The sequence below is a fragment of the Promicromonospora sp. NFX87 genome, from assembly GCF_048564965.1.
Lineage (GTDB): Bacteria > Actinomycetota > Actinomycetes > Actinomycetales > Cellulomonadaceae > Promicromonospora.
Window position 1 is genome coordinate 683,218 of the sequence record NZ_CP183413.1, and the last position, 22,823, is coordinate 706,040.

At 72.3% G+C, this 22,823-nt stretch carries 17 protein-coding genes and 1 pseudogene; 8 read left to right on the forward strand and 10 right to left on the reverse strand.

Annotation, left to right across the window (positions count from 1 at the left end; genetic code table 11):
- Positions 1-84 precede the first annotated feature (84 nt).
- Both ACNYC2_RS03170 and ACNYC2_RS03175 read right to left on the reverse strand, forming a co-directional pair.
- Positions 85-786, reverse strand: coding sequence for a response regulator (locus tag ACNYC2_RS03170; protein ID WP_419705652.1), 702 nt, complete (start codon positions 784-786; stop codon positions 85-87).
- Complete coding sequence (locus tag ACNYC2_RS03175; RefSeq protein ID WP_419705653.1) at positions 783-2,174, reverse strand: sensor histidine kinase; 1,392 nt, start codon at positions 2,172-2,174, stop codon at positions 783-785. The genes ACNYC2_RS03170 and ACNYC2_RS03175 overlap by 4 nt, the downstream gene beginning before the upstream one ends.
- Before the next feature lie 194 nt (positions 2,175-2,368).
- On the opposite strand from ACNYC2_RS03175, the gene mtrA reads away from it, so the two are divergent.
- From mtrA to ACNYC2_RS03190, 3 genes are read left to right on the forward strand one after another with little or no spacing between them, the layout of a single operon-like run.
- Positions 2,369-3,049, forward strand: a complete 681-nt coding sequence (gene mtrA, locus ACNYC2_RS03180; protein WP_419705654.1) for an MtrAB system response regulator MtrA — start codon at positions 2,369-2,371, stop codon at positions 3,047-3,049.
- A complete protein-coding gene (gene mtrB, locus ACNYC2_RS03185; RefSeq protein WP_419705655.1) occupies positions 3,049-4,824 on the forward strand; it encodes an MtrAB system histidine kinase MtrB in 1,776 nt (591 codons plus the stop codon). The genes mtrA and mtrB overlap by 1 nt, the downstream gene beginning before the upstream one ends.
- Entirely contained in the window at positions 4,824-6,554 is a 1,731-nt protein-coding gene (locus ACNYC2_RS03190; RefSeq protein WP_419705656.1) for an LpqB family beta-propeller domain-containing protein, read from the forward strand. The genes mtrB and ACNYC2_RS03190 overlap by 1 nt, the downstream gene beginning before the upstream one ends.
- Positions 6,555-6,645: 91 nt before the next feature.
- On the opposite strand, the gene hpf is transcribed toward ACNYC2_RS03190, so the two are convergent.
- Entirely contained in the window at positions 6,646-7,320 is a 675-nt protein-coding gene (hpf, locus tag ACNYC2_RS03195) for a ribosome hibernation-promoting factor, HPF/YfiA family (RefSeq protein WP_419705657.1), read from the reverse strand.
- A 233-nt stretch (positions 7,321-7,553) separates the two neighbouring features.
- Positions 7,554-8,333, reverse strand: a complete 780-nt coding sequence (locus ACNYC2_RS03200) for a ComF family protein (protein ID WP_419705658.1) — start codon at positions 8,331-8,333, stop codon at positions 7,554-7,556.
- 170 nt (positions 8,334-8,503) lie between these two features.
- On the opposite strand from ACNYC2_RS03200, the gene ACNYC2_RS03205 reads away from it, so the two are divergent.
- A complete protein-coding gene (locus ACNYC2_RS03205) occupies positions 8,504-9,766 on the forward strand; it encodes a winged helix-turn-helix domain-containing protein (protein ID WP_419705659.1) in 1,263 nt (420 codons plus the stop codon).
- A gap of 25 nt (positions 9,767-9,791) precedes the next feature.
- Positions 9,792-11,546 carry a cation:proton antiporter gene (locus ACNYC2_RS03210; RefSeq protein ID WP_419705660.1) on the forward strand — a complete coding sequence of 585 codons (1,755 nt, stop codon included), beginning with the start codon at positions 9,792-9,794 and terminating at the stop codon, positions 11,544-11,546.
- A 40-nt stretch (positions 11,547-11,586) separates the two neighbouring features.
- Here the strand turns inward: ACNYC2_RS03210 and mnhG are convergent, their stop codons facing one another.
- From mnhG to ACNYC2_RS03240, 6 genes are read right to left on the reverse strand one after another with little or no spacing between them, the layout of a single operon-like run.
- Entirely contained in the window at positions 11,587-11,934 is a 348-nt protein-coding gene (mnhG, locus tag ACNYC2_RS03215) for a monovalent cation/H(+) antiporter subunit G (protein ID WP_419705661.1), read from the reverse strand.
- Positions 11,931-12,320: a monovalent cation/H+ antiporter complex subunit F gene (locus ACNYC2_RS03220; protein ID WP_419705662.1), complete on the reverse strand. Its 390-nt coding sequence runs from the start codon at positions 12,318-12,320 to the stop codon at positions 11,931-11,933. Before ACNYC2_RS03220 ends, mnhG begins: the two co-directional genes overlap by 4 nt.
- Positions 12,317-12,952, reverse strand: a complete 636-nt coding sequence (locus ACNYC2_RS03225; protein WP_419705663.1) for a Na+/H+ antiporter subunit E — start codon at positions 12,950-12,952, stop codon at positions 12,317-12,319. Before ACNYC2_RS03225 ends, ACNYC2_RS03220 begins: the two co-directional genes overlap by 4 nt.
- Complete coding sequence (locus tag ACNYC2_RS03230) at positions 12,949-14,616, reverse strand: Na+/H+ antiporter subunit D (protein WP_419705664.1); 1,668 nt, start codon at positions 14,614-14,616, stop codon at positions 12,949-12,951. Before ACNYC2_RS03230 ends, ACNYC2_RS03225 begins: the two co-directional genes overlap by 4 nt.
- Positions 14,613-15,128, reverse strand: a complete 516-nt coding sequence (locus ACNYC2_RS03235; RefSeq protein ID WP_419705665.1) for a Na(+)/H(+) antiporter subunit C — start codon at positions 15,126-15,128, stop codon at positions 14,613-14,615. The genes ACNYC2_RS03230 and ACNYC2_RS03235 overlap by 4 nt, the downstream gene beginning before the upstream one ends.
- Positions 15,125-18,103: a Na+/H+ antiporter subunit A gene (locus tag ACNYC2_RS03240; protein WP_419705666.1), complete on the reverse strand. Its 2,979-nt coding sequence runs from the start codon at positions 18,101-18,103 to the stop codon at positions 15,125-15,127. The genes ACNYC2_RS03235 and ACNYC2_RS03240 overlap by 4 nt, the downstream gene beginning before the upstream one ends.
- Before the next feature lie 220 nt (positions 18,104-18,323).
- On the opposite strand from ACNYC2_RS03240, the pseudogene secA reads away from it, so the two are divergent.
- The 3 genes and pseudogenes from secA to ACNYC2_RS03255 form a co-directional block, all read left to right on the forward strand.
- A pseudogene (gene secA / locus ACNYC2_RS03245) lies at positions 18,324-20,840 on the forward strand (preprotein translocase subunit SecA); the annotation flags it as partial.
- A 306-nt stretch (positions 20,841-21,146) separates the two neighbouring features.
- On the forward strand, positions 21,147-21,308 hold the full coding sequence (locus ACNYC2_RS03250; protein WP_419707762.1) for an SEC-C metal-binding domain-containing protein: 162 nt from the start codon (positions 21,147-21,149) through the stop codon (positions 21,306-21,308).
- A gap of 217 nt (positions 21,309-21,525) precedes the next feature.
- Positions 21,526-22,818, forward strand: coding sequence for a homoserine dehydrogenase (locus ACNYC2_RS03255; protein ID WP_419707763.1), 1,293 nt, complete (start codon positions 21,526-21,528; stop codon positions 22,816-22,818).
- The last annotated feature ends 5 nt before the right edge of the window (positions 22,819-22,823 follow it).

The window sequence follows — 22,823 nt, forward strand, 5'->3', positions numbered from 1 at the left end:
CCCGGGCCCGGCACGATATCGGGTGAACCCCCGAGCCCACCCCCAGACAACCCGAGGCCGACGGGGGGTAAACCCCCATCACCGTCATACCCCGAGGTGCCGGAGCACCGCCAGGACGCGGCGGTGGTCCGCGGCGTCCTGGGGCAGGTCCAGCTTGGTGAAGATCGCCGCCACGTTCTTCTCGACGGCGCCGTACGACAGGTGCAGCAGGTCTGCGATCGCCCCGTTGGACCGGCCCTGCGCCATGAGGCCCAGCACCTCCCGTTCGCGGGCCGAGAGGCGCTCCAGGTCGTCGTCCTGCCGGGCGGAGCCCATGAGCTGCGAGACGACCTCGGGGTCCAGCACCGTGGCGCCGCCGGCCACACGCCCGAGGGCGTCGACGAAGTCGCGCACGTCGGCCACCCGGTCCTTGAGCAGGTAGCCGACGCCGCGCGCGTCGCCGGCCAGCAGCCGGCTCGCGTACCGCGTCTCGACGTACTGCGAGAACAGCAGCACCGGGAGGCCCGGGTGCCGGGTCCGCAGACCCAGCACCGCACGCAGGCCCTCGTCGGTGAAGCTCGGCGGCATGCGGATGTCCGCGACCACGACGTCGGGCAGCTCCTCCTCGCGTGCGAGCCGCGCGACCTCGCGCTCCAGGGCCGTGCCGTCCCCGACGGCGGTCACGGTGTGGCCGCGCCGGGTCAGGAGGGCGGCGAGCCCGTCCCGGAGGATCGCAGAGTCCTCCGCGAGGAGCACGCGCAGGCTCGGCGCCGGCGGGTTGGACACAGGCGGGTTCGGCCCGGTCATGCACGGCCCGACGGGCTCGTGGTCGGCAGGATCACGGTCACTACCGTAGGCCCACCGACAGGGCTGGACAGGTCGAACGTGCCGTCGACGGAACGCACCCGCTCGGCGAGACCCGCCAGTCCGGAGCGCAGGCCGGAACCGTCGGGCGGCACGACGGCCGCGCCGCCGCGTCCGTCGTCCCGCACGCGGATCCGCACGGAGCCGCCCGGGTCGCCGAGCGGCTCGACCAGGACGTACACCCCGGTGGCGCGAGCGTGCTTGGCGGCGTTGGTCACGAGCTCGGCGACGCTGAAGTAGGCGATCGACTCCAGGGCCGGGGCCAGGCGGCCGTCCGCCTCCACCGCCGGGTCGACGTCCACGTGGACCGGCAGTGCCGAACGCGCCGCGAGCGTCTCGAGCGCGACGGTGAGGCCGCTGTCGAGCGCGGGCGGGTGGATGCCCCGCGCCAGCTCGCGGAGCTCGACGAGCGCCTCCTTGGTGGAGGAGTGCGCGGTGTCGACCAGCTCGGCGGCCTGCTCGACGTCGCCGCCGTCGGCCAGGTGCTCGCGTGCCTCGCCGAGCTGCATGGCGACGGCGACCAGGCGGGCCTGCGTGCCGTCGTGCAGGTCCCGCTCGATGCTGCGCAGGCGGGCGTCGGCGTCGTCGACCGTGCCGGTGCGGGACCGCTCGAGCTCTGCGACGCGCAGGCTCGCGCGGGTCGGGCTGAGCAGGCCGCGCGTCAGGGCCCCGAAGAGCATCGTGAACACGCGGGTGATCCACGGCCAGCACAGGACGAACCCGAGGCCGACCAGGGCGGCCAGCGCGAGGCGCGGGGGCGTGTCCAGGAAGTACGACGAGCCGAACTGCGCGCCGCGGTGCAGCTCGCCGTCGGAACCGAGCTGCATCGGCAGGAACCGGTACCAGAACCAGTAGGTCACGCCGCCCAGGCCGGTCGCGAGGAACGTGATGCTCACGACGAACGACAGGATGGAGAGGGGGAACGCGACGACCATGAAGAGCAGGGCGCGCCAGCCGGCGGAGTCGCCGAGCATCGAGCCGATGGTCCGCCAGAAGCCGCGCGGCCGGACGTACGAGGTAGGCGGCGCGACGTCGACGTCGAGCAGCTCGCGGGCCAGGCTGCGGTACGCGGCGCCCCAGCCGCGCGCGCCGAGGACCACGGCACCGGCCACGAACAGCCCGACCACGGTGACGGCGATGCTCGCCGTGAAGCTCACGGCGAAGACCGTGTAGGTGAACGCGAACGGCGCGAGCAGGAGCACCAGTGCGAGGTAGCCCTGTTCGCGCCAGGTGCGGCCCGCGAGGGGGGCGGTGAGGAAGTTCGGGCCCGGACGAGCGGCCCGCGCGGTCACGGAGCCGGCTGCCGGCCGGTCGGCGGTCATGGTTGTCATGGTGCCAGGTTCGCCCCTGGCCAGGGCCTCGCGACATGGTGCCCGCCGCCACGTCCGACGGGGGTTGTCCCCCTCGGGAGCGTCGTGCCGGCCGGAGCCCGGCGGGGTGCTCCGGGCGGGTGAACCTGCGGGGAGCGCGCCGTGCACGGGCTGAAAGGCGGGGTTTGCTGGACCAGCCTGGCACACTGGAGGACATGAAGGTACGAGTTCTCGTCGTCGACGACGACACAGCACTGGCGGAGATGATCGGCATCGTCCTCAAGGGCGAGGGGATCGACGCCGTGTTCTGTGCGGACGGCGACTCCGCGCTGGGGATGTTCCGCACCCATCAGCCGGACCTCGTGCTGCTCGATCTCATGCTGCCCGGCAAGGACGGTGTGCAGGTCTGCCGCGAGATCCGGGCCGAGTCGGGTGTGCCGATCATCATGCTGACGGCCAAGGCGGACACGCTCGACGTGGTGGTGGGTCTGGAGTCCGGCGCCGACGACTACGTCTCGAAGCCGTTCAAGCCCAAGGAGCTCGTCGCCCGGATCAAGGCACGCATGCGCCGCAGCGAGGACCCCGGTCCGGAGCGCCTGGCGGTGGGTGACGTGGAGATCGACGTCACCGGCCACACGGTGATGCGCGACGGCGAGCGCATCGCGCTCACCCCGCTGGAGTTCGACCTGCTCGTGGCGCTGGCCCGCAAGCCGTGGCAGGTGTTCACGCGTGAGGTGCTGCTGGAGCGGGTCTGGGGCTACCGGCACAGCGCCGACACGCGCCTGGTCAACGTCCACGTCCAGCGCCTGCGCTCCAAGATCGAACGTGACCCGGAGAACCCGGAGATCGTCCTGACGGTGCGCGGCGTGGGTTACAAGGCGGGCGCGACACGCTGATGCCGCACGGCCTGGTCACGCGGCTGCGCCGGGCGGCGCACCGGGCCCGGGTGGTCACCGTCCGGTTCACCCGGCGGTCGGTCGCGCAGTGGCGTTCCTCCATGCAGCTGCGGGTGGTCACCACCGCGCTGGCCATCGGTCTCGCGGCGATCGTCGTGCTCGGGCTGTACCTGTCGACGTCGGTCCGGGACGGCATCTACGAGCAGCGGCTCGCCGCGATCGACCGGGAGGCCGCGGGGCTGACCGACCAGGTGGCGAAGAACTTCTCGGACACGGCGACGACGTCGGACGGCGACCTGCAGATCCTCCTGAGGGACTCGATCGCGACGCTCGCCGCCACGGGTGGCTCCACGGCGGAGGCGTACTTCCTGCTCCACGAGATGGGCACCACCGTCCGGGTGAGCGACATCGTCACGCGGCCCGACCTGACCGACGTGGTCATCAGCGACGAGGTGCGCAAGGCGAACCTTGCCTCCGGCGACGACCAGGTGCTGCAGGCGGTGGGCATCCCGGCGCGGGACGCCAACGGCATGGCCCGCCCGGGCGTCATCGTGGGCTCCACGGTCCAGGCCGCTCCTGGCGCCAGGTACGAGATCTACTACCTCTACTCGCTGGAGCCGGAGCAGGAGACGCTGTCGTTCGTGCACCGCGTGCTGCTGGCGGGCGGATTCGGGATGCTGGCGCTGCTGGGCGTCGTCACCTGGACGATGGCCCGGCAGACGGTCACCCCGGTGACCCGCGCCGCGACCGTGGCGGAGCGCCTCGCCGAGGGGCACCTCTCCGAACGGATGCCGGGCGCGCGGGGCACCGACGAGATGGCCAGCCTCGCGCGCTCGTTCAACGAGATGGCCGAGAGCCTCCAGGACCAGATCCGGCGCATGGAGGAGCTCTCCGCCATGCAGCGCCGGTTCGTCTCCGACGTGTCGCACGAGCTGCGCACCCCGCTCACGACCATCCGGATGGCGAGCGAGATCATCCACGAGTCCAGGCACCAGATGGACGAGGACGCCGCCCGTTCCGCCGAGCTGCTCCTCGGCCAGATCGACCGGTTCGAGTCGCTGCTGGCCGACCTGCTGGAGATCAGCCGGTTCGACGCCGGTGCCGCGGTCCTCGACGCCGAGCGCCGCGACCTGCGCGACGTGGTCATGTCGGTCGTCGAGCAGGCCGCCCCGCTCGCGAGGACCAAGGACGTGCAGGTCTCGGTACGGCTGCCCGACTCCGACGCGGCGGCCGACTTCGACCCCCGCCGGATCGAGCGCATCCTGCGCAACCTCGTGGTCAACGCGATCGAGCACGCCGAGGAGCGGCCGGTCGAGGTGACCGTCGCCGAGGACGACCGCGCGGTCGCCGTGGTGGTGCGCGACTACGGCGTCGGCATGACCAAGCAGGAGGTCGAGCACGTCTTCGACCGCTTCTGGCGGGCCGACCCGGCGCGCGCCCGCACCACCGGCGGCTCCGGCCTCGGGCTGGCGATAGCGCTCGAGGACGCGCACCTGCACGCCGGGCGTCTCGACGCGTGGGGCCGCCCGGGGCAGGGTGCGAGCTTCCGGCTGACGCTGCCCCGCAGCGCCGGTGTGCAGATCGCCGAGCCGCCGGTGACCATGGCGCCCGCCTCGCACGAGCCCGGGCTCCGGACCGGCCAGATCCCCGTGGTCAACCCACCCGCCGGCCCCACGCCGACGGCGATCCCGGACCTGTCCGACCCCGGGTGCGACGGCGCCGAACGGCTCGCCGCCCCGGAACAGCCCGCAGGCAACGACGTGGAGGTGCACTGATGCGCAGGACGACCAGCGTGGCAGTGGCCGCCGTCACCACGCTGGCCTGTGTCCTGGGGCTCGGGGCCTGCGCCCAGATCCCGACGTCCGGCCCGGTGCGGGTGGGCACCGCCGACCAGGACCCGCAGGCCGACCTGGCGCTGCTCCCGCAGGGCCCGACGCCCGGCGCCGAACCGAACCTGATAGTGGAGGGCTTCCTCCGCACGGCCGTCGCCGCACCGACGTCGCCCAAGGAGTACCAGACCGCCCGGGAGTTCCTCACCGAGGGCGCCGCGGAGACCTGGGACCCCTATGCGTCGGTGCGAGTGGTCCGCGAGCCGCCCATGCCGGACCCGTTCGAGGCCGGCACCACCATCGAGGGCGCCGAGACCCTGGAGGTCGGTGTGCGCGCGACCACCATCGCGACCCTCGACACCGCCGGCGCGTACACCGAGGCGGCGGACCCCCGGAAGGTGGGCTACAAGTTCACCCTCACCAAGGTCGGCGACGAGTGGCGGATCTCGGTGCTCGACAACGGCGTGCTCGTGCCGGCCAACCTGTTCGCCACCCAGTTCCGGGCGACCCGGCTGTACTTCTCCGCCGAGGGCGAGGACACCAACAGCCTCGTCCCGGACCTGCGCTGGTTCCCCCGGAACTCCTGGCGGCTGGACGCGGTCGAGGAGCTCCTCGCCGGACCACCCGAGTGGCTGCAGGGAGCCGCCCGGTCCCTGTTTCCCGAGGGCACCCAGCTCGCGTCGCCGACGATCCAGGAGGCGGACGGCGACGAGCCGGTCGCCGTCCGCCTCAGCGAGCAGATCAGCAGCGCCACTGCCGCCCAGCGCTCGTCGATCGCCGCGCAGATCTCGGCGACCTTCTCGGAGGGAGCAGGCCGCACGGTGCCCGTCGACCTGTTCAGCGGCACGAGCCGACTCGCGGTCGACGCGGTCAACGTCAAGCTGCCCGCCACGATCGTCCAGGCGATGTTCCTGAAGGACGACCAGCTGTACCGCATCGAGGAGGACGGCCGGCCCGTCGAGCACGACCTGCCGGTCGACCTGTCGGAGATCGATCCGACGGCGCTCGCGGTGAGCCCTGCGACCACACCGATAGTGGTGCGGGACGGCACCGACCGGATAGTGAACGTCTCGGCCGACGGCGAGGACCGTCCCGCCATCGAGGGGCCGGACCTCGCCGCCCCTTCGGTCGACAAGTTCGGCAACATCTGGACCAGCGGCGGGAAGAACGACCTGCGGGTGCTGCCGCCGTCGGGCACCGAGGTCACCGTGCGGGCCGAATGGCTGAGCGGCCGCAAGGTGCTGAGCGTGTCCGTGTCGCCCGAGGGGTCCCGCATAGCCGTCGTGAGCCATGCGCCGTCGGGCACCCAGGTGCAGGTGGCGGGAATCGTGCGGAACGACGACGACGTGCCGGTCGGCCTCGCGTCGCCGCTCACGGTCGCGGGACCGGTGGACGGCGTCGGGGAGGCTCGCTGGTCGGGGCTCACCACGCTGTCGCTCCTGACGCGGGACGGCGACGGCGTGTCCGGCGTCTGGACCGCCGGGGTCGGCGGGCAGCCGGGTGGCGGGGGCCAGTCACGGCAGCTGCCGGGCCTGACTGACGTCCAGCAGCTGGCGGCCGGGGTGACGGACCAGGGAATGCTGGTCGTCACCGAGGACGGGGACCTCGAGCACGAGGAGACCGGCGTCTGGCAGCCACTGATCGAGGACGTGGACCTGGTGGCCTACCCGGGCTGACCTGCCCTCCCGCGAAGTAGAGCGCCTGTCCGGGTCTCCCTGGTGTCGCCAGGGAGACCCGGACAGGCGCTCTACTTCGCGGAAGGGGCCGTCACTCCAGGTCGGTCACCGGTGCCGCGCCGCACGGGTTGTCGAGCTGGATCACACCGAACGACCAGCCCTTGCGCTTGTAGAGGACCGAGGGGCGCGACGTCTCCTTGTCGATGAACAGGTAGAAGTCGTGGCCCACCATCTCCATCTCGTAGACGGCGTCGTCCAGGGTCATCGGGTCCGCGTGGTGGAGCTTCTGCCGGATCACCACCGGTGAGTCACCGATGGTGGTCTCCACCGAGTCGCCGGGCGCGGACAGCGCTGCCGGGGTGGAGATCTGCGGCTCGGGTGCGTTGGCGGACGCGTTGCCCTCCTCGGTGAGGATCTCGTCGAGGGGCCGGACGTCCACGGGTGCGAGCACCTTGTTGTTCCGGTGGTCCTTGCGGCGGTCGCGGTCGCGGCGCAGTCGCTCGTTGAGCTTGTCGATGGCGAGGTCCAGGGCGCCGAAGCGGTCGTCCGCTGCGGCTTCCGCGCGGATCACCGGACCCTTCGCGCGCAGCGTGAGCTCCACTCGCTCACGGTTCTCGGAGAGTCGCGGGTTGTTCTCGTGCGTGACTTCCACGTCCACCCGACGCACGTAGGGGGACAGCAGCTCGACCTTCGCGAGCTTCTCCTCCACGTGCTGGCGGAACCGGTCCGCCACGTCCGTGTGCCTGCCGACAACGACAATTTCCATGTGCGTATCTCCGCTCCGGGAATTCTGGGCCACGCCGTCCCTTGCCGGCGGCGCGCGCCCGTCTCTACTCGTCATGGCACCCCCTGCTACCGGTGCCGGGCGCGAACCACCTCCCGTCGCGTATGCCCCGTCAACCTCGGCGGGACTCCGATCCAGCGTGGAACGTTCAGGCTAACTCCGTCCCCTGGGTAACGACAGCCCCAACGGTCAGTGAACAAGTAGACAGAGATCTGTCAGACTTTCAGGTTCTGCTCAGTTGCCCCGCAGGCATCCGGTGCGGGATCCGCGCCGGGCTCGGTCTCGTGCGCCGGGGGCGGCGTCGCTGCCAGCACCGTTGCGCCAAGGACGTCGTGCCCGGCGTGCTCGAGCGCCCGCTCGACGGCGGCCAGGGTGGCCCCCGTCGTGAGGACGTCGTCCACAAGAATGCATACGGAACTTTCTCCGAGCGCGTACGCCCCGCGTCTCGTCATGCGGACGGCGCCCGCGAGGTTGCGTCCGCGCGCCCGGGCGCCGAGACCCACCTGGTCCCGTCCGGCACCCCGTCGGGCGAGGGCAGGGACCAGGCGGGCGCCGATCCCGGCGTCGTGCAGGCCGCGGGTGACCGCGCGTGCCAGGACCGCCACCGGTTCGCGTCCGCGTGCCCTGCGTGCCGCCCCGGTGGAGGGCACGGGGACGACGGCGACCGGCGCACCGCCGAGCGCGGAGGCGAGCACCGGGCCGACGCGGGCGGCGGCGCGTCGTATCGCGGGCGCGAGGAGCCGGTCGAGGTCGGCCCGCCCGCGATCCTTCCAGTGCACGACGACGTCCCGCACCGGTCCGGTGTACGGCGTGAGGGCCCACACGGGCACCGGCGGGACCCCGTCGAGCCGGTCCAGCCGGGGCGCGGCGCGTTCGGCGCGGACGGGCGGGCCGGCGAGGAGCGCCGCGCACCTGGCGCACCACCGCACGTCGAGCTCGCCGCACGGGCAGGCGACGGGCAGCAGCAGGCGGACGAGCTCACGGACAGGTTGCACCCGACCACCCTCCCTGACAGCCGCACCCCGGGCGGGCTATCCACACCCCCAAACCCAACCCCACCGTTGAGTGCTGGATATTCGCCCCTGAGGTGCGCGTTCGAGGGCGAAAACCCAGCACTCAACGGGCCGGGAGGGGGAGTGTCAGTGGTGGCGGGCACGATGGTGCTGTGCAACCGATCTCGTTGTCTCTCGACCAGGCCCGCCGGGTGGCTGTCGCGGCTCAGGGCCTGAACCGCCCGCGCGCCGCCGGACCCCGCACCATGCGGCACCTGCAGGGGGTGATCGACCGGCTGGGCCTGCTCCAGATCGACTCGGTGAACGTCCTCGCGCGGGCGCACCTGTTGCCGCTGTTCTCGCGGCTCGGCTCGTACGACACCGGCCTGCTGGACCGGGCGACCGGGTCGGGCAGGTATGCCCGGCGGACGGGCAAGGCGGCCACCGCCGACCGTCGGCTCGTGGAGAGCTGGGCGCACGTGGCCGCCTACGTGCCGCCGAGCACCTGGCCGTTGCTGGCCTTCCGTCGCAGATGGTTCGCCGAGGAGTACGACTGGCGCGAGCTGGACGGCGTACGCCTCCCGGACGCTCCGCAGGTCACCGAGGTACGCGACCTGATAGCGGCCGAGGGGCCGCTCTCGGCGTCCCAGATCCACGACCGGTTCGTGTCCGAGGGGCGGTCGGTGCGCCACAAGCGGGGCACCTGGTGGTCCTGGAGCACGGAGAAGCAGGTGGTGGAGCACCTGTTCTTCACGGGCGGCGTGGTCGCCACGGGGCGCAACGCCCAGTTCGAGCGGCTGTACGACCTGCCGGAGCGCGTGCTGCCGGCAATGGCCCTGGGGGAGGTGCCGGAGCTGGAGGCCAAGCGGGCGCTGCTGGAGCTCGGGGCGCGGGCGCACGGCATCGGGACGGCGCGCTGCATCAAGGACTACTACCGGCTGAAGGGGCCCGTGGCGGACCGCGCCCTGGCCGGTCTCGTGGAAGAGGGCGTGCTGCTGCCCGCTCGTGTCGCGGGCGGCTCCGAGCAGTGGTTCCTGCACCGCGACGCCGTCCGGCCACGGCAGGCCACCGGGCAGGCGCTCCTCGCTCCGTTCGACCCGCTGGTGTGGGAGCGCAGGCGGCTCGAGCGCCTCTTCGGGATGCGGTACCGGATCGGCATCTACACCCCTGCCGCGCAGCGCGTCGACGGGTACTACGTGCTGCCCTTCCTCGAGGACTCGCAGCTCACGGCGCGCGTCGACCTCAAGGCGGACCGGGCCGCAGGGGTGCTGCGGGTGCAGTCCGCGCACGCCGAGCCGACGGTGACCGCGGACACCCCGGCGCGGCTGGCGGCGGAGCTTCACGAGATGGCGCGGTGGCTGGGTCTGGGAGGTGTATCCGTGCAGGCCAAGGGCACTCTTTCACCCGCTCTGCAGGCAGCGGCGGCCGCTGTCTGAAACATACGCCAACTAAACTCGGCGCATGGGAACCGCTGCGATCTTCCTGCTCGTCACGGTCGCGGCCGGGCTCGGGGCGGTCCTGCTTCGGCTGCCGCCGCTCGTGGGTTTTCTGGTGGCCGGGTTCGGGCTGCAAGCGATCGGACTTGCCGAGCCGGGCTACCTCGGTACCCTCGCCGACCTGGGCGTGACGCTGCTGCTCTTCGGTATCGGGCTCAAGCTCGACGTCAAGACGCTGCTGCGCAAGGACGTGTGGTTCACCACGATGGCGCACCTCGTGGTGAGCATCGCGATCGCGGTCGGGTTCCTCGGCCTGCTGGGGGCTGTCGGGTTCTCCATGCTGGCCGGCGAGGGCCTCGGAGTCCTCGCGCTCCTGGGGCTCGCCCTCTCGTTCTCCTCCACGGTGTTCGTGGTCAAGGTGCTCGACGGACGCTCCGACCAGTCCGCCCTCTACGGCCGGATCGCGATCGGTGTGCTGGTCATGCAGGACCTGATCGCCGTCATCTTCCTGTCCGTGTCCTCGGACCACCCGCCCAGCCCGTGGGCGTTCGGCCTCGTGCTGCTGATCCCGGGCGCCTGGGTGCTGCGCAGGGTGTGGTCGAAGGTGGGCCACGGCGAGCTGCAGGCCCTCTTCGGCGTGGCGGTGGCGCTCGGCCCCGGCTACGCGCTGTTCGACGCCGTCGGGCTCAAGGGTGATCTCGGCGCGCTCGTCATGGGCATGCTCCTGGCGGGCCACCCGGCGGCCACCGAGCTGTCGCGCAACCTGTTCACGCTCAAGGAGCTCCTGCTCGTCGGCTTCTTCGTCTCCATCGGCTTCTCCGGCGAGCTGACCTGGGAGGCGGCGGCGATCGGGCTGCTCATGCTGCTCATGCTCCCGCTGCAGGGCATCGTGACGGCGGTGCTGCTGCGCCTGATGCGGCTGCGGAAACGTACGGCGATCCTGTCTGGCCTGGTGCTGGCGAACTACTCCGAGTTCGGCCTGATCGTCGTCGCCGTCGGCTCGCAGACCGGGCTGCTGCACGACGAGTGGCTGGTGGTCCTGGCCGTCGCCGTCGCGGGCAGCTTCGTGCTCTCCTCGGCGGTCAACACCCGCGGCAACGAGTACGCGATGGCGCTCGCCAAGCGGTTCCCGTCCAAGCCCAACGAGTGGCTGCACCGGGAGGAGCGGCTCATCGACGTGTCGGGTGCGGAAGCGCTGGTGCTCGGGATGGGCCGGGTCGGCCGCGGCGCCGTCCGGCAGCTGCGCGAGGACTACGGCATGAACGTCGTGGGCGTGGAGCACGACCCGGCGCGTGTCGCGTCCCTGCGCACCCAGGGCTTCACCGTGGTGCAGGCCGACGCCACGGACATCGAGTTCTGGGGCCGGGTGCGCAGCGCCGGTGCCGTCCGGCTGGCGATCCTCGCCATGCCGTTCCACGCGGCCAACCTCATCGCCCTGTCCCAGCTGCGCGCGAGCGGCTTCGAGGGCACCGTCGCCGCAGTCGCACGGTACGACGACGACGTCGCCGAGCTCGAGCGGCACGGCGCCGACGCGGTGTTCCACCTGTACGGCACCGCCGGGCTGGCGCTCGCCGACGAGGCCGCCGAGGCCGCGTTCGGCTACGTCGCGGCCGAGCGGATGCGTGACCTCCAGGCGGGACACCGCGGGGACACCGAACCGGTGCCTGCGCCTGCCGCGGGACCGGCGACCGAACCTGCGACCGAAGCTGCGACCGAACCGGCCACCGGACCGGAGGCCGAGCCCGTCACCGAGCCGGCCGCCGGTGCGGGCACCGCCTGACCTGTCGCCGGGTCTGGGCGCCGGGTCCGGGCGTCTGACCTCAGCGCTCCGCGTCCGGCCCCGTGGCACCGCCGTCGTCCGCCTTCAGGAGCTCCGGGTCGACCTTGCCGGTGCGCAGGCCCGCGCTGCCGACCATGTGCGCGGCCACCGGGGAGGTCATCAGCTGGAACACGGCGACCAGCACGAGCATGCTCACGGAGCCGCGGTCCTGCAGCCGGAGCGCGACCCCGGTCAGGAGCAGGAGCATGCCGAGCACCTGTGGCTTGGCCACCACGTGCAGCCGGGCGAGCAGGTTGTCGAACCGCACGACGCCGACGCCCGCCGAGAACGAGAAGAAGGCGCCGAGCAGCAGACAGATCGCGGCGGCGGCATCGGTCAGCACGCTCATGGTGCCTCCTGGCCCGGAGCGTCCCCGCCGGGAGCGTCCCTGCCCGGAACGTTCTCGCCGGGCGGCCCGCCCGTGGCGTCGGGCCCTTTGGCGCCCGGCCCTGTGCCGTCCGGCGTCCGGCCCTTGGGCGGCTCGACGGCGGCGAAGCGGGCGACGGCCACCGACCCGATGAAGCCCACCATCGACAGCACCACGAGGATCGGCACCGACGCGGTGCGGCGGGACAGCGCGGCCTCGACCGCTATCGCGCCCACGAGCGCCGTGGTCAGCACGTCGAACGCCACCGAGCGGTCCAGCATCGACGGGCCGCGCTCCATCCGGACCACGGCGAGCAGGGCGCCCGCTGCGAGCAGCGCCGTGGCGACGATCCCTACGACGAGCATCATGGCTGTCCCTCCTTGCCGGGCGTGGGTACGGGGTGGCCGAACGGGTCGGCCAGGCCGAGCCGGACCAGCTCCGCACGCGTCGCGAAGGCACGCAGCAGGCGCTCCTCGAGGGCCCGCGTCGACTCGCGGACGCCTTCGGGACCACCCGAGCCGGCGAGGTCGAGCACGTGCAGCCGCAGGATCCCGTCGGACCGGTCGAGGTCGACCACCACCGTGCCCGGCACCATCGACGACAGCCCGGCGGTGGTCGCGATGAACAGGTCCGACGTCGAGCGCAGCGGGACCGACACCAGCCCGCCCCGCGGCGGCGGACCGGGCCGGACGGCGGTCCACGCGACCTGGAACGACGCGAGCACGAGGTCGCCGACGAACCGGCCGACGAGGCGGGCCAGCGGGCCGGGCCGCAGCGTCCCGGCCGTACCGACGGACGGCAGCGGGAACGCGAGTCCCACCAGCGCGCCGAGCGCCACGCCGGACAGCACGTTCGCCCAGGACAGGTCACCCCAGAGGAGCACCCAGATCACGGCGCCCACCACCATCGTGGGCCACAGCGCGGTGAGCCGCCGGGCCCGCCGGCGCCACGGCCGCTCGGACTCCCGCTCGGTGTCGGCGTCGGTGTCGGTACCCGTCATGGCGTTCCCTCCTCCCCGTCGTCGGTCACCTCGTTGGACGTGCCGGTGCCGCGCGGTGCCCCGTCGGGGAACACCGCCTCGACGTACGAGCGCCCGTCCAGGGCCAGGGAGGCCGCCCGCGCCGCGTAGTCGTACAACGGCCCCGCCGCGACGGTGAGGCTCACGCTCACGGCCACGAGCGCCGCCGTCGGGCCGACCATGCCCCAGGGCAGGGGCGACGGGTCGGGCAGCTTCCGGTCGTCGGCACAGGGCTGCCAGAACGCCTTGTTCCAGGCCCGGACCACCGCGTACAGGGTCAGCAGCGAGGTGACCACCGAACCGACCACCAGGGCCCAGGCCAGCCCCGAGCCGTTCAGCACGCCGGCCTCGAGCAGACCCACCTTGCCCAGGAACCCTGACAGCGGCGGGATGCCCGCGAGGTTCATCGCGGGCACGAAGAACAGGATCGCCAGGCCGGGGGCCAGCGTCGCGAGGCCGCCCAGACGGTCGAGCGACGTCGTCCCGCTGCGCCGCTCGATGAGCCCGACCACCAGGAACAGCGCCGTCTGCACGGTGATGTGGTGGACCACGTAGAAGATCGCCGCCGCTGTGCTCGCCTGGGTCGCCAGCGCGACGCCGAAGATCATGTAGCCGATATGGCTGACCAGCGTGAACGAGAGCAGACGTTTCACGTCGTCCTGCGCCACCGCGCCCAGGATCCCGACGAGCATCGTGGCGAGCGCCAGGACGAGGAGCACCGCCTCCAGCGCCTCGTTCGGCGGGAAGAGGAGGGTCTGGGTCCGCAGGATGGCGTAGACACCGACCTTGGTGAGCAGGCCCGCGAACACCGCGGTGACCGGCGCGGGCGCCGTCGGATAGGAGTCGGGGAGCCAGGCGGACAGCGGGAAGATGGCCGCCTTGATCCCGAACGCGAGCAGCAGCAGGGCCTGGATGCCCAGCCGGACGCCGGGATCGATCTCGGGCAGGCGCTCGGCGAGCTGGGCCATGTTCACAGTGCCCGTCGCCGCGTAGACCAGACCGACGGCGAGGAGGAACACGATGGAGCTGAGCAGCGCGACGACCACGTAGACGCTGCCCGCCCGGATGCGCTCACTGGTGCCGCCGAGCGTGAGCAGCACGTACGAGGCGGCCAGCAGGATCTCGAACCCGACGTAGAGGTTGAACAGGTCGCCGGCGAGGAAGGCGTCCGCGACCCCGGCGGCCAGGATCAGGAACGTGGGGTGGAAGATCGCGACGGGCAGGACGTCGCGGCGGCCGCCCTCGTCGGCGTCCGGGTCCTGCGCCTCCAGCGACCTGCGCAGCTCCTCGGCGTCCTTGGAGGCGGGCGCGGTCCGGTCGTCGCGGTCGGCGATGCCCTGCGCCATCGAGTACAGGAGCACGCAGAGCAGCACGACGCTGCTCACGAGCAGCATGAGCGAGGCGAGGGGGTCGGCCACCAGGTTGACGCCGACCGGGGCCGCCCAGCCGCCGAGGTCGATCACCACGGGCCCGTCCTGCGCCACGATCACCAGGCCCACGGCGGCGGCCACGACCACCGACAGGGCGACCACCGAGATGATCCGCTGGGCCCGCTCGTACCGGTGCAGCGCCAGGGCCAGCCCGGCCGCGAACAGCGGCACCAGCACCGGCAGCGGCACGAGGGTCTGCACGGTCCACGGGTTCACGTGCCGTCACCTCCGCCGCGGGCCCGCGGGTGCACCACGGGGTCGGGCAGGGCCACCTCGTCGCGTGCGGCGTCGGCCTCCTCGTCCAGGGTGGTCCCGGACTCCAGGGCGTCGCTGTCGGCGTACGACGGTGCGTCCTCGACGGCGAGCCGGGCGATGCGGGTGTCCTCGACGTCGTCCTGCACCTCGTCGTGGCCGTGCAGCTGCCAGGAGCGGTAGGCCATCGCCAGCACGAACGCGACCAGCGCGAGCGTGATGACCACCGACGTCAGGATCATCGCCTGCGCCAGCGGGTCGCTCATCGGTTCGGCGGTGCCGGACCCGGTGATCGGCGGTGCGCCCGCCCGGCCGCCCGCCAGCAGGATCGCGAGGTTGGTCCCGTTCCCCAGCAGCACGAAGCCGAGCAGGACACGCGTCAGCGACCGTTCGAGCAGCAGGTACACCCCCGCCGCGAACAGCACGCCGACGGCGAGGAGCAGCGCGCCGGAGGGGACGTTGTCGAGCACGATCATGCGCCGTCACCCCCGGCCCCGTGACCCGCGCGGCCGGGCGGGCCGACGGTGCGGGTGCGCGGTTCGGCCTGCCGGTCGAGCTCGGCGCCGAAGGTGCGCAGGATGTCGATGACCAGGCCGATGACCACGAGGAACACTCCGACGTCGAAGAACAGGCTGGTGACCAGGTGCACGTGCCCCAGCACGGGCAGGTGCAGGTCGAGGATCGTGCTCTCGAGCGCCGCCTGGCCGGCGACCAGCGCGACCAGGCCGACGCCCGCCGACAGGAACAGCCCGGTGCCGAGCACGAGACCGGGGTGCACGGGGGCCGCCTCGCCGAGCTCGTACCGGCCGCCGGCGAGGTAGCGGACGGTCAGCGCCAGCCCGGCGACCAGGCCCGCCGCGAAGCCGCCGCCCGGCGAGTTGTGCCCGCTGAACAGCAGGAACAGGGCGAACAGGATCATCGGGTGGAACAGCAGGCGGGTGAGCACCTCGAACAGCATCGACCGCTTGCCCGGGTCGAGCGTGGGGCCCGCGAGCAGCCAGGTGCCCGGCCGTACCTGCCGGGCGCCGGCGCGGGCCGTCTCCTCGCCCGACTCGTCCTCGCCGGGATCTCCGGTGGGTTCGAGGCGCAGCACGTCGCCGCTGCGCTGGCGCAGGAAGACGAGCGAGGCGACGCCGGTGGCCGCGACGAGGAGCACCGAGATCTCGCCGACGGTGTCCCAGGCGCGGATGTCGACGAGGGTGACGTTGACGATGTTGTGCCCGCCGCCGAACGTCTCGGCCTCCTCGGGGAAGTCGACGGACACCGGCGGGTGCACGCGCACGAGCGGCGCGGCCGCGACGAACAGCATCACGACCAGGCCGGTGAGCACGCCGATCGCGACCCGGACCCAGCGGCTCGCCGCCAGCGGCCGGTCCGAGAAGTACGGGGGCAGGCGGCGCAGCACGAGCACCATGACGACGAGCGTCAGGGTCTCGCACAGGACCTGGGTCAGCGCGAGGTCGGGCGCGCCGTGCAGCAGGAACAGCGCGGCGTTCCCGTAACCCGCGACGCCGGCCAGGAACACCGCCTTGAGCCGACGGCGGGCACGGGCGGCCAGTATCGCGGCCACCACGACCACGAGGACGACGACGAGCTGCGCCGGCCGGTCCCACGGGACCACCGCGAACGGTCCGAGGCGGAGGACGTCGCCGCGCCCGGCGGCGTCCGCCACCACCGGCAGCGGCCCGGTACCGGCCTCGCCCACGAGGCCCGCCGCGAGGGCGATCCCCGGGCCGACCGCGAGCACCAGGAGGATGACGCCGAGGTAGAACGGCAGGGAACCGCGCTGGGTGCCCGCGGTGACGTCGCTCGCGAACCGGTCCAGCGCGCGCATGAGGCGCCGGTAGACGACGTCGGCGCCGTCCGGGAACCACAGCGCCGCCTGCAGCCGCTCGACGCGCTCGCGCTGCCAGAACAGCCAGGCGCCCACCGCGCCGGTGACCGCGAGGACCGGGGTGAAGCCGTCCCAGAGCGTGAGGTGCCCGGGGTCACCGGCCGGATAGGTGTTCGCGTACGGGCCGAGCAGCTCCTGACCGACGTGCGGCACGAGCGCCACCACGAGGCCGAGGACCGCGAGGACCAGCGGCGGCGCGACCATCCAGAACGGCTGCGGGTGGACGGCGTCCGGCGTCCCGTCCTGCTCGGACCCGCCCGGCAGGCGCGGCTTGAAGGCGCCCCACAGGAACCGGAGCCCGTAGGCGACCGTCAGGGCGGAGCCCGCGGCGACCACCGCGATCATGATCCTGCCGAGCGGGTCCCCGTCGTGCGCCCACGCGGCGAGCGCCGCCTCCTTGGCGACGTAGCCGGCGAACGGTGGCAGGCCGATCATCGACGCGGTGGCGAGCGTCGCGGCGAGCGCGGTCACCGGCAGGCGGCGTCCGACCCCCGCGAGCTTGCGCAGGTCGCGTGTGCCCGTCGCCGCGTCGACGACACCGGCCACCAGGAACAGCGAGGCCTTGAACAGGGCGTGGGCGCCCAGCAGGGCCAGCCCGGCGAGCGCCGTCGCCCGGGTCCCGTAGCCGAGCAGCAGCGTGAGCAGCCCGAGCTGGGAGATCGTGCCGAACGCGAGGACGAGCTTGAGGTCGTGCTGGCGCAGCGCACGGTAGCCGCCGAGCAGGAGCGTGGCGCCGCCGAGCACGAGCACCACCGCCCGCCAGGCCGCGAGGTCCGAGAAGGCGGGCGCGAACCGGGCGATCAGGTAGATGCCGGCCTTCACCATCGCGGCGGCGTGGAGGTATGCGGAGACGGGTGTGGGGGCGGCCATCGCGGCGGGCAGCCAGAAGTGTGTGGGCACCAGCGCGGACTTGGTGGCCGCCCCGGCCAGCAGGCAGAGCACCGCGACGGTGACCGCTGGGCCCGACGGCGGGTCGGCGACGAGCGCGGAGATGCTCCAGGTCCCGGCGCCGACCCCGAGGATCACGACGCCGACCAGCATCGCCAGGCCACCGGCAGTGGTCACGATCAGCGCCTGCATCGCGGCCCGGCGTGACGACGTGCGGTCCGCGTAGTGGCCGATCAGCAGGTAGGAGAACACGGTGGTGAGCTCCCAGAACACGAACAGCAGGAGCAGGTCGTCGGCGACCACCAGGCCGGCCATCGAGCCGGCGAACGCCACGAGGAAGCCGCCGAACCGGCCGAGACCGCGGGCCTCGCGGGAGAAGTAGGCGCTGCAGTAGAGCATGACCAGGGTGCCGACGCCGCCGACCACCAGCAGCATCACCCAGGCCAGGAGATCCAGCCGGAGGTCGATCGCGAGCCCGAGCGCCGGGATCCACCGCAGGTGCTCGGTGGGCGCGTCGCCGCCCAGGACCGCGGTGGCCTGGGCGAGCGCGTAGACCGTCGCCCCCGCCGGGCCGAGGGCGAGGACCCAGAAGGCGCGCCGGCCCAGGGCGGTGACGAGGGCTGGGGCGGCGAGAGCCAGGACCCCGTGGGCAAGCAGTACCAGGAGCACGTCCGGGCCGTCCTGTCAGCGGGCGGGTGGGCGATGCCTGCCACTTTATCCGCTGGTGCGGGACGGGGCCGGAGAGCGGTCGGCTGGAACCCTTCGGCGGCCGCGGTCGTTACCCCTGGAGCGAACCCACCGGTCCGCCTTCCGTCTTTGGGCCACAGGCGCAGATTTACGGCCTACGATGGACGACGGCGAAACTTGACGACGACCTGGGAGAACCCGCGTGTCCATCCTCGACAAGGTCCTACGCATAGGCGAAGGACGTGTCCTGAAGAAGCTGCACAACGTGGCTGAGCAGGTCAACCGCTTGGAGCCCAGCTTCGTCGAGCTGAGCGACACCGAGCTGCGTGAGGAGACCGCACGGTTCCGGGAACGACTGGAGCACGGCGCCACCCTGGACGAGCTCATGCCGGAGGCGTTCGCGGCGATCCGCGAGGCGGCTCACCGCACCCTCGGCCAGCGGCACTTCGACGTACAGATCATGGGTGGTGCGGCGCTGCACCTCGGCAACATCGCCGAGATGCGCACCGGTGAGGGAAAGACGCTGGTGGCCACGACCGCCGCGTACCTCAACGCGCTCTCGGGCGACGGCGTCCACGTGATCACCACCAACGACTACCTGGCCAAGTACCAGGGTGACCTGATGGGCCGTGTCTACCGGTTCATGGGGCTGACGACCGGCGTGATCCTGTCGGGTCAGACGCCCGCGCAGCGCCGTGAGATGTACGCCGCGGACATCACCTACGGCACGAACAACGAGTTCGGCTTCGACTACCTGCGCGACAACATGGCGTGGTCGGTCGACGACCTGGTGCAGCGTGGCCACAACTTCGCGATCGTCGACGAGGTCGACTCGATCCTCATCGACGAGGCGCGGACGCCGCTGATCATCTCGGGCCCCGCGGCCGGTGACGCGAACCGCTGGTACAACGAGTTCGCCAAGGTGGTGCGGACCCTGCGGGCCAAGACCGGCGAGGCCGACACGACCGCCCACTACGAGGTCGACGAGAAGAAGCGCACCGTCGGCCTGCTCGAGCCGGGTATCGCGAAGGTCGAGGACTACCTGGGCATCGACAACCTCTACGAGTCCCTCAACACGCCGCTGATCGGCTTCCTGAACAACGCCATCAAGGCGAAGGAGCTGTTCAAGCGCGACAAGGACTACGTCGTGCTGAACGGCGAGGTCATGATCGTCGACGAGCACACGGGCCGCATCCTCGCGGGCCGGCGCTACAACGAGGGCATGCACCAGGCCATCGAGGCCAAGGAGGGGGTGGACATCAAGGCGGAGAACCAGACGCTCGCCACGATCACCCTCCAGAACTACTTCCGCCTGTACGGCAAGCTCTCCGGGATGACCGGTACGGCCGAGACCGAGGCCGCCGAGTTCCAGGGCACGTACAAGCTCGGCGTCGTCCCGATCCCGACGAACAAGACGCCGCAGCGCATCGACCAGGCCGACCTCGTCTACAAGAACGAGGACGGCAAGTTCAACGCGGTGGTCGCGGACATCGTCGAGCGGCACGCCTACGGCCAGCCGGTCCTCGTGGGTACCACGAGCGTCGAGAAGTCGGAGCTGCTGAGCGCCAAGCTCAAGAAGGCCGGCGTGCCGCACAACGTGCTGAACGCGAAGGAGCACGAGCGCGAGGCCGCCGTCGTCGCGATGGCCGGCCGCAAGGGCGCCGTCACGGTCGCCACGAACATGGCCGGCCGCGGTACGGACATCATGCTCGGCGGCAACGCCGAGTATCTCGCCGTCACCGACCTCGCCGAGCGGGGTCTCGACCCGGTCGAGACGCCCGACGAGTACGAGGCGGCCTGGCCGCAGGCGCTCGAGAAGGCGAAGGAGCTCGTCGCCGCCGAGCACGACGAGGTCAAGGAGGCCGGTGGCCTCTACGTGCTCGGTACCGAGCGCCACGAGTCCCGCCGCATCGACAACCAGCTGCGTGGCCGTTCCGGCCGTCAGGGCGACCCGGGGGAGTCCCGGTTCTACCTGTCGATGCAGGACGACCTGATGCGTCTGTTCAACTCCGGCCTCGCCGAGTCGATGATGAACCGGGCTGGGTTCCCGGACGACATGCCGCTCGAGTCCAAGATGGTCACGCGCGGCATCATGTCCGCGCAGGGCCAGGTGGAGTCGCGCAACTTCGAGATCCGCAAGAACGTCCTGAAGTACGACGACGTCCTCTCGCGCCAGCGCAGCGTCATCTACGCCGAGCGCCTGCGCGTGCTCGAGGGTGAGGACCTGCGCGAGCAGGTGCAGCACTTCCTCACGGACACGATCACCGAGTACGTGACCAACGCGACGGCCGACGGCCCCACCGCCGAGCAGTGGGACCTCGACGCCCTGTGGACGGCCCTCAAGGCCGTGTACCCGGTGTCGCTCACGCCCGACGAGGTCGCCGAGGAGGCCGGCGGTATCGACCGGCTCACCGGCGAGATGCTGCTGGACGAGATCCTGTCCGACGCCCGCGTGGCGTACCAGGCCCGCGAGGACGAGCTGGGCTCCGCGGCGATGCGCCAGCTCGAGCGCCGCGTGGTGCTGTCGGTGCTGGACCGCAAGTGGCGTGAGCACCTCTACGAGATGGACTACCTCAAGGAGGGCATCGGGCTGCGCGCCATGGCGCAGCGCGACCCGCTCGTCGAGTACCAGCGCGAGGGCTTCCAGCTCTTCCAGGCGATGACGGACGCCATCAAGGAGGAGTCGGTCGGCTTCCTGTTCAACCTCGAGGTCACGGTGCAGCAGCCGGACGCCGAGCAGGCGGCGGAGGGCGGCTCGGAGCTGCCCGCCGCCGGCCCGGTGCCGCCGCGCGGCAGGCTCGGCACGGGTCAGCCCGATGCCCCGCCGACCGCGCAGATCCCCGCGGTGTCGCCCGCGGCCGCACCCGCGCAGGACCGGCAGGGTCAGCTCCCGCCGCCGCGGCAGCGCCGTGCGGCGGGTGCCGCGACGGAGCCGATCCTGCTCGCGAAGGGTCTCGACACCCCGAGCCGCCCGCAGTCGCTGACGTACTCGGCACCGAACGAGGACGGCTCCGGCTCGGCGTTCGTGCAGTCGGCCGACGGCGCCCGTCGTCGCGCGGCCCTGCACGGCGAGGCGACCGCCGCCACGAGCGACGGCCGGACGTTCCCCGGCACACCGCGCAACGCGCAGTGCCCGTGCGGCTCGGGCAAGAAGTACAAGGTCTGCCACGGGGTCAACGAGGTATAGCCCTCCCCGGGGTCTGTCGAAGTAGAGCGGGTGTCCGAGTCTCCCTGGTATCGCCAGGGAGACTCGGACACCCGCTCTACTTCGACGACCCCGGGGTGAGACGGGTGAGTCCTTGTGGGTGGGTCCGGTTACCCTGATCGCAACGTCCGGAACTCCCGTGTGGACCTCGCACCGGACCGGACCGTTCCCCGAAGACGAAAGCAGGATCGCTGTGCCTGTGCACGTTCCCGAGCCCGCACGCGGGCTGCGTGTTGCCCTGCTCGGCTGTGGCGTCGTGGGCACGGAGGTGGCCCGGATGCTCCTCGACCAGGGAGCGGATCTCGCTGCCCGTGCCGGCGCCCCGCTCGAGCTCGTCGGGATCGCGGTCCGCGACGCGGACCGTCCCCGCGAGGCCTTCATCCCCCGTGAGCTCCTGACGGAGGACATGGACTCGCTGGTGGACGGCGCGGACATCGTCATCGAGGTGATGGGTGGTATCGAGCCCGCGCGCGGCCTGCTGCTGCGCGCCATCGAGAGCGGCGCGGCGGTCGTCACGGCCAACAAGGCGCTCCTCGCCGCGGACGGGCCCACGCTCTACAAGGCCGCCGACTCCGCGGGTGTCGACATCTACTACGAGGCCGCCGTGGCGGGTGCCATCCCGATCGTGCGCCCCGTACGGGAGTCCCTCGCGGGTGACCACGTGCGCCGGGTCCTCGGCATCGTCAACGGCACCACGAACTACGTGCTCGACCAGATGGCCACGAGTGGCCTCGGCCTCGACGAGGCGGTCAAGCAGGCGCAGGAGCTCGGCTACGCAGAGGCGGACCCGACGGCCGACGTCGAGGGGTACGACGCCGCGGCGAAGGCCGCGATCCTCGCCAGCCTCGCCTTCCACACCCGCGTCTCGGCGGACGACGTCGCCCGCGAGGGCATCACGGGCGTCACCGCCGACGACGTCGCCTGGGCCGCCCGGACCGGCCACGCCGTGAAGCTGCTCGCCATCGCCGAGCAGACCGGCGAGGGCGTCTCCGTGCGGGTGTACCCGGCGCTCGTGCCGCTGGAGCACCCGCTGGCGGGCGTCAAGGGCGCGTTCAACGCGATCTTCGTCGAGGCGGACGCCGCCGGCCCGCTCATGTTCTACGGCCAGGGCGCGGGCGGCCGCCCCACCGCCTCGGCGGTCGTGGGCGACGTCGTCTCGGCGGCGCGCCACCGGGTGCTCGGCGGCAAGGGCCCGCAGGAGTCCACCTATGCGGACCGCCCGCTGCTGCCGGCGGACGCCGCGGTCACGCGCTACCAGGTCCGCCTCCTCGTCGCCGACCTGCCGGGCGTGCTCGCCCAGGTCGCGGGGGTCGTGGGCGACCACGGCGTGTCGATCGACACGATGCGCCAGACTGGGCCCTCCGAGGGCACCGCCGAGCTGCTCCTGACCACCCACGCCGCCCGTGAGGCGTCGTTGGCTGCCACCATCGCGGCGGTGCGCAAGCTCGAACCGGTCCGCGAGATCACGTCCGTCCTGAGAGTCGAAGGCTGAACCCG

What these genes read in the sequence shown, in the direction of transcription:
- ACNYC2_RS03190 (WP_419705656.1), top strand. Translation starts at nt 4,824, where the DNA reads ATGCGCAGGACGACCAGCGTGGCAGTGGCCGCCGTCACCACGCTGGCC.
- ACNYC2_RS03235 (WP_419705665.1), bottom strand. Translation starts at nt 15,128, where the DNA reads ATGATCGTGCTCGACAACGTCCCCTCCGGCGCGCTGCTCCTCGCCGTC.
- ACNYC2_RS03170 (WP_419705652.1), bottom strand. Translation starts at nt 786, where the DNA reads ATGACCGGGCCGAACCCGCCTGTGTCCAACCCGCCGGCGCCGAGCCTG.
- ACNYC2_RS03210 (WP_419705660.1), top strand. Translation starts at nt 9,792, where the DNA reads ATGGGAACCGCTGCGATCTTCCTGCTCGTCACGGTCGCGGCCGGGCTC.
- hpf (WP_419705657.1), bottom strand. Translation starts at nt 7,320, where the DNA reads ATGGAAATTGTCGTTGTCGGCAGGCACACGGACGTGGCGGACCGGTTC.
- ACNYC2_RS03220 (WP_419705662.1), bottom strand. Translation starts at nt 12,320, where the DNA reads ATGATGCTCGTCGTAGGGATCGTCGCCACGGCGCTGCTCGCAGCGGGC.
- mtrA (WP_419705654.1), top strand. Translation starts at nt 2,369, where the DNA reads ATGAAGGTACGAGTTCTCGTCGTCGACGACGACACAGCACTGGCGGAG.
- ACNYC2_RS03225 (WP_419705663.1), bottom strand. Translation starts at nt 12,952, where the DNA reads ATGACGGGTACCGACACCGACGCCGACACCGAGCGGGAGTCCGAGCGG.
- mnhG (WP_419705661.1), bottom strand. Translation starts at nt 11,934, where the DNA reads ATGAGCGTGCTGACCGATGCCGCCGCCGCGATCTGTCTGCTGCTCGGC.
- mtrB (WP_419705655.1), top strand. Translation starts at nt 3,049, where the DNA reads ATGCCGCACGGCCTGGTCACGCGGCTGCGCCGGGCGGCGCACCGGGCC.
- ACNYC2_RS03175 (WP_419705653.1), bottom strand. Translation starts at nt 2,174, where the DNA reads ATGACAACCATGACCGCCGACCGGCCGGCAGCCGGCTCCGTGACCGCG.